The organism is Anaerolineales bacterium (assembly GCA_016928575.1).
GTDB lineage: Bacteria > Chloroflexota > Anaerolineae > Anaerolineales > RBG-16-64-43 > JAFGKK01.
On sequence record JAFGKK010000061.1, the window covers coordinates 43,019 to 49,510 of the forward strand.

Sequence of the window (6,492 nt, forward strand, 5' to 3'; positions counted from 1 at the left end):
AGTGGTCGGAGGCGTGGTGCGGGCTTGACGCTCGAAAGCCGCCGGACGGCGCTTTCGAGGCAGACGCTCCTCCACGCTCCGTTGGTGGAAATTCCGCGCCGTATTCCTATCCCAGCTCCTGCTGCGCGCAGTCTTCGATCGTCTGGGCGGCCTGTTCCGGCGTCACCCTCCCGGCCAAGAGGTCCCAGACGCTGTCGTAGACGACTTGGCCCAAATACGGACCCAGGTACTGGTCATAGTACAGCTGCAGGTATTTCGCCTTGGCAAGCTGGCGTTGGACGGCGAGCAGGAGGGGATCCGTCAAGCCCGCTTCGCCGCCCTTGACCACCGGGATGCATAAGTTTTCTTCCGCGCATCGGATTTGAGCCTCCACCCGGGTCAGGTACTTCGCGAAATCGACGGCCTCGGCCGGGGCGTTCTTGCCGACGGCGAAGCCGTTGCCGCCGCCGAACACGTCGTCCGGGTCGCCCGCCCCGCCCTCGACCGCCGGGAAGGGAAACCAGCCGAGGTTTTCGAGGAAATCCTGCGGGTCTCCGCTATTGTCCCGATCCACCATCGGGGCCCATTGACCCATCAGCTCCATCGCGGCATCGCCGTAGCCCATGGCGGTTGCTTCGTCGATGTAGGACGCGGTCAGAAAGTCTTCCTGAAACGCCGAATTCGCAACCAGCTTCTGGAGCTCCCGGCCGGCCTCGACGAACGCCGGATCGGCGAAGGATCCCGTGCGGTCGTAGGCCGATTCGAACGCGGCTTGGCCGCCGATGCGGGTGGCCAGGTACGCGTACCAGAACATGCCCGGCCATCTGTCGCCTTCGCCGAGGGCCACCGGGATGATCCCGGCCGCCTGGAGCTTCATGATGTCGATGAAGAAGTCGCTCCATGTCGCGGGCGGATTGGGGATTCCGGCGGATGCGAAGAGCTGCTTGTTGTACCAGAAACCCACCAAGCCCATATCCCACGGCACGCCGTAATTCCTGCCGCCGTACGAATATACGCCGAGCGCCCCCGGGCTGAAGGTGCCGCGCCAGGCTCCCCCGTCCGAGTCGAGGTAGGCGGTGATGTCCTTGAGCAATCCGGCCTCGGCATATTCGTTCAGCGTCCGGCCGCCCCAGCTCTGAAAAAGGTCGGGCGGATCGCCGGATTGCATCACCGTGGTGAGTTTGGTTGTAAAGGGCTCGTTTTCAAGCACGGTGACGTGGATGGTCACGTTGGGATGGACGGCCATGTACTCATCCGCCAGGGTCTGCCAGTAATCCCGCCCTTCGTTGGAGGAATTTATATGCCACCAGGTGAAGGTCACCGGGGACGTGCCGGTCGGCTCGACGGTCGGGACGGGCGGCTCCGCCGTGCCGGTCGGTTCCGCGGGCTCGTCCGGCGCGGAGGCCGCGGCCGCGGTGGCGGCGCCCGTGGCGGCCGCCGGCGGCGAATCGGTTCCGCGGGTCATCAGGTAAACGCCGCCGATCGCCGCAGAAGCAAGAAAACCGCACATACAACAAACGAGCGCCGCCAATCCCGCGGCGACGATGTATCGGATTGCGTTGTTGGATTTCCGAACGGTCATATTCCCTCCATTAAGAAGATCTGAACAGTTCGATAGAACCAATAGATTATCCCCGAATCGGTCGACGCGCGCAATCTCCGCCGGCGAAGTCCGTTCGCCGTCTTTTCCGAACGGCGGCGAGCGCCGGTGGAAACGGATATTCGAGGGCGGCCGGGCGGTCCGGATGAAACTTGATCGGCTTCCCCGTTCATTCGCCGGACGGGGGGATCACCCCAAATCCGCTTCGGCCGCGTCTTCGATCCCCCGGGCGGCTTGTTCCGGCGAGAGCGTCCCGGCGAAGATTCCCCAGACGCCGTCGTTTATTGCGCTCTCCATCGTCCTGGGCAGAGCTGAGTCATAGTACAGCTGCACGTATCCGGCCTTCCAAACCGCCTGCTGAATGACGACCATCAAGGGATACGTCAATCCCGCTGCGCCGCCTCGGACCGGCGGGAGGGATGAACCGAAAGCAGCCGCCGCATACCGGGCAAGCGATTCCGCGCGGGTAAGATACTTGAGGAAATCGACGGCTTCCGGCGGGGCGTTCCTGCCGACCATAAAGCCTTTTCCACCGCCGAGGACATCGTCCGGATCGCCCCTTCCGCCTTCGACCGCCGGGAAGGGGAACCAACCCAGCGCATCCCCAAGCCCTTGCTTGTCGGCGCTGGCGAAATTATACGCGGTCGGACTCCACTCGCCCATCAGCTCCATCGCAGCCCGGCCGTCGCCGATCAGGGCGGCCACGTCTTCGTAAGCCGTGTCCAGGAATCCCTCCTGGAAGGGCGAGCGCGTCACGAGATCCCTGAGCAGTTCTCCGGCTTCCAGGAACGGCGGATCGGCGAAGGACCCCGTGCGGCTGCAGGCGGCCTCGAAGGCGGCCTGGCCGCCGAGGCGGGTGGCGAGGTATTCCCACCACAGTGCGGCCGGCCACCGATCGCCGGCGCCGACGGCGATCGGCGTGATCCCGGCAGCCGCGAGCGCGTCGACGGCGTGGAGGAATTCCGCCCAGGTCGCGGGCGGAGCGGTTATCCCGGCCCGCGCGAAGAGCGTCTTGTTGTACCAGATCCCGGCCATTCCCATCTCCCACGGCGCGCCGTAGTTCCTGCCTGCGAAGGAAAAAACGCCCAGGGCGCCCGGACCGAACGTCTCGCGCCAGGCGCCGCCGTCGGCGTCGAGGTACCCGGTGATATCCAACAGGAAACCGGCTTTGGCGTACGCGGTTAACTCGGATCCGCCCCAGCTGAGGAAAATATCGGGCGGATCGCCGGCCCGCATGGCGTTATCCACGGCGGTTTTGTGGGATCCGCCGCCTTCCGGCGTGGTGATTTCGATCGTCACGTTGGGATGCGCGGCCGTGTATTCGTCGGCCAGCTTCCGCCAGACTTCTCGGGTATTCGTCACATCATCGGTATGCCACCAACGAATGGTCACCGGTCCGGCGCGGGTCGGCCCGACGGTGGGGAGGGAGGATGCGGCCGCGTCCGGAGGGGAAGCCGCCGCCTCGGCGGACGGGGAACGGCTTTCCCGCCCCGGCAGGGGGACGCCGCCGCGGTGGACCGCAAAAACAATCACTACGGTTGAAACGAGGCAGACCGATAATCCGATCGGCAACCCGGCTGCCAGCGAGCTTTTGGATTTCCCCTTTTGCATTAGCCCTCCCGATCCACGGCTTGACCGTCCCGAAGGACATTCTATCAGCGGGTGAAAAAAACGCCGCCGGCGCTGCGGAGTTGCGCCGGGCGATCGGCGCGCTCGGACTCGATCCGGCGGGTCGGATCCTCCCCTTCGCGGTGTTCTCGCTCCCGGCCGGTCCCGGCGCGAAGGTCACCGACCGCGGCATCTGGGCCGGGAGGAACGGGAAGCTGGTAACGCTGGTCGTGTGCCCCCCCTCCTCCATCCTCCCCCAGTTGCGTCGGCAGACTCTTAAAAGAAGCACAAAGGTCCTGACGCAAATGGGGGAGGTTCGGAGGGGGATATAATTCCCCCTTGCCGCCTAAACATCTGAGCGTGACGAACCGCCGGGGTCGGGTGTTACTATAGTGCCCGGTCCCGCCGCGCGCAACGCCGTGCTGGAACGGAGCCCTGGCATGCAATCGTTTGTCCGATTCACCCGCGCCTCCCTGCATTACCGCCCGCGGGAGGGAATGGTCGCCTTTGTGCTTCACCGCATCAGCGGGCTGGCGGTGCTGCTGTTCCTTTCGATTCACATCGTCGACACGTCGATGGTGTACCTTCACCCGCAGGGGTATGAGCAGTTCATGGCCGTGTACCGCTCCCCCTTCTTCATGCTGGCCGAGATCGCGCTAATGGCCGGGGTGGTCTACCACGGGCTGAACGGCTTCCGCATCGCGCTGTTCGACTTGGTCCTGCCGCAGGCCTGGACGATCGACCGGGAACGGTTGTCGGTCCGGCTCACGATCCTGCTCGCTTTCCTGTGCTGGTTGCCCGCCGGAATCATCATGGGCGGCAACTTCGTCGGCTACACCTTTCTCGGCTGGTAGGAGTTTGCGATGACCGCCCTGTCTACCCGCCTCTCCGCCGGCCGTCCTTCCTGGATGACCGCCGCCTGGATCCTGATGCGGCTGAGCGGGATCCTGCTCCTGCCGCTGGTCTGGATCCACGTGGTGATCCAGGACATGCTGGTCGGCGTGCATCACATCAACCTGGATTACGTGGCGATGCGCTGGGCCAGCTTCGGCTGGCGCGCGTACGACGCGTTCCTGCTTTGCTTCGCCTTCGCGCACGGCGTAAACGGCCTGCGCCAAGTGCTGGAAGATTACATCCACGGCCGGCGGACGCGGCGCGTGATCCGAATCCTGCTGTTTCTGTTTTGGCTGTTCGTCACGCTGCTCGGGGCCGCCGCCGTGATCGGAGGAGTCCGTTCATGACCGCAGAGCACACGTTCGACGCGGTGATCGTCGGAGCCGGCGGAGCCGGCCTGATGGCCGCGCTGCACGCATCGCCGGGAACGAAGGTGGCGGTGCTTTCCAAGATGCACCCCGTCCGCTCGCACACCGGGACGGCGCAGGGCGGCGTGGCCGCGCCTCTGGGAAACATGGAGGAAGACCGCTGGGATTGGTACATGTACGACACCGTCAAGGGCGGCGATTACCTGGTCGACCAGGACGCGGCCGAGATCCTCGCCCGCGAATCGGCCGAGACGGTGCTCGAGCTCGAGCACCTCGGACTGCCCTTCGACCGCACGCCCGACGGCCGGATCGAACAGCGCCGCTTCGGCGGCCACACCCGCGAGTTCGGCAAGGCGCCCATCATGCGCGCCTGCAAGAGCGCCGACCGCACCGGCTTGATGATCCTGCAGACCCTGTACCAGAATTGCCTCCGCCGCGCGGTGCGCTTCTTCGACGAATTCTTCGTCCTCGACCTGATCCTGGAGGACGGCGCGGTCCGCGGCGTGGCGGCGGTGGAGATCAAGACCGGTGAAATGCACCTCTTCCACGCCAAGGCCGTGCTGCTCGCCAGCGGCGGCTTCGGGCGGATGTTCGCCGTCACCTCCAACGCCCACTCGCTCACCGGCGAACCCGTGGCGGCCGTCTACCGCCGCGGCCTGCCGCTGGAGGACATGGAATTCTTCCAATTCCACCCGACCGGCATTTACAAAATGGGAATCCTGCTTTCGGAGGCGGCGCGGGCCGAGGGCGGGATCCTGCTCAACGGCGCGGGCGAACGCTTCCTCGAAAAGTACGCGCCGCATCTCAAAGACCTCGCCCCGCGCGACATGATCTCGCGCTTTATGTACCAGGAGATCCGCGCCGGACGGGGCGTGGAGGGGAAGGATTACCTGCACCTCGACCTGCGGCCGGAGACGATCAACCGCTTCGGCAGCGCGCCGGGCGGCCGGACCGTCGCCGCGGCCGACCTCGAGGCTTCGCTGCCCGACATCATCGAGTTGATGCGGGTCTATCAAGGGATCGATCCGATGAAGGCGCCGGTGCCCGTCCAGCCGACCGCGCATTACTCCATGGGCGGCATCCCGACCGATTGCAACGGGCGCGTGCTGCGCTCCGCCGCCGCGCCGGGCGGGAATCCCGACACGGTGCCGGGTCTGTTTGCCGCGGGCGAATGCGCCTGCGTCTCGGTTCACGGCGCCAACCGCTTGGGGACCAATTCGCTCGTCGACCTGCTGGTGTTCGGCCGGCGCAGCGGGCTCGCGATCTCGGAATACTGCGCCGTCCGCACGCTGGGTGCGCTTCCGGCCGACGCCGGGAAGGACGCGGAGCGCGAACTGATCCGCCTCAAGGAAAGCCGCGGGTCCGAACGGGTCGGCGCACTGCGCGCCGCGATGCAGCGCTGCATGACCGAACACGTCGGAGTCCAGCGCATCGCCCGCGGGCTGGAGAAGGCCCTGCAGATCCTGCGCGATCTGAAATCCCGCTACCGACGAATCGGTCTGGCGGACCTCGGGCGCCGGTGGAACACCGAGATCCTCGAAGCCTTCGAACTCGGCGGTCTGCTCGACCTAGCCGAAGTGACCGCCGCCTGCGCCCTGCACCGCACCGAAAGCCGCGGGGCTCATTTCCGCGAGGATTTTTCCAGCCGCGACGATTCCAACTGGCTCCATCACACGCTCGCCCGGCGCAGCGGCGGAGCGGGCGCGGCCCCGGTCTTCGAAGGCGTCCGCTTCGAGCAACGCCCGGTGGTCATCACCCGTTTCGCGCCGGAGGCGCGTGATTATTAAGCCCTCCCTCACCCCCATCCCCTCTCCCAGCTGATCCCTCGCTTCGCTCGGGACAGACGCTGGGAGAGATGTGTCCGGATGAGGTTTGCGAGAACGTCGCTGGATGTCCGCTTCTTGGGCGCGGGCGTGACGATCAGGATGTCATCCCCGCGTGGTTTTGGCGGGGATCCATGGACTTTTTTTCTGCGGATACAGAATTCCAAAGCCGCTGGATTCCCGCTAAGTACCCGCGGGCATGACGGGACTTGCCAGCCGC

The 6,492-nt window shown here is 65.7% G+C and carries 6 protein-coding genes; 4 read left to right on the forward strand and 2 right to left on the reverse strand.

Going from position 1 to position 6,492, the window contains the following annotated elements; genetic code table 11:
- Positions 1-106 precede the first annotated feature (106 nt).
- Both JW929_08105 and JW929_08110 read right to left on the reverse strand, forming a co-directional pair.
- Positions 107-1,444: an extracellular solute-binding protein gene (locus JW929_08105; protein MBN1439355.1), complete on the reverse strand. Its 1,338-nt coding sequence runs from the start codon at positions 1,442-1,444 to the stop codon at positions 107-109.
- A 324-nt stretch (positions 1,445-1,768) separates the two neighbouring features.
- Complete coding sequence (locus tag JW929_08110; protein ID MBN1439356.1) at positions 1,769-3,190, reverse strand: extracellular solute-binding protein; 1,422 nt, start codon at positions 3,188-3,190, stop codon at positions 1,769-1,771.
- 20 nt (positions 3,191-3,210) lie between these two features.
- Between JW929_08110 and JW929_08115 the strand changes: the two genes are divergently transcribed.
- The 4 genes from JW929_08115 to JW929_08130 all read left to right on the forward strand — a co-directional run bounded on the left by JW929_08115 (position 3,211) and on the right by JW929_08130 (position 6,236).
- Positions 3,211-3,519 (forward strand): hypothetical protein, encoded by a 309-nt coding sequence (locus JW929_08115; GenBank protein MBN1439357.1) that lies wholly within the window; start codon positions 3,211-3,213, stop codon positions 3,517-3,519.
- Between the two features lie 108 nt (positions 3,520-3,627).
- Positions 3,628-4,041: a succinate dehydrogenase, cytochrome b556 subunit gene (gene sdhC, locus JW929_08120; protein ID MBN1439358.1), complete on the forward strand. Its 414-nt coding sequence runs from the start codon at positions 3,628-3,630 to the stop codon at positions 4,039-4,041.
- A gap of 9 nt (positions 4,042-4,050) precedes the next feature.
- The gene (locus JW929_08125) at positions 4,051-4,428 is read left to right on the forward strand and encodes a hypothetical protein (protein ID MBN1439359.1); all 378 of its coding nucleotides are present in this window, start codon (positions 4,051-4,053) and stop codon (positions 4,426-4,428) included.
- Complete coding sequence (locus JW929_08130) at positions 4,425-6,236, forward strand: succinate dehydrogenase flavoprotein subunit (GenBank protein ID MBN1439360.1); 1,812 nt, start codon at positions 4,425-4,427, stop codon at positions 6,234-6,236. Before JW929_08125 ends, JW929_08130 begins: the two co-directional genes overlap by 4 nt.
- Positions 6,237-6,492: the final 256 nt, after the last annotated feature.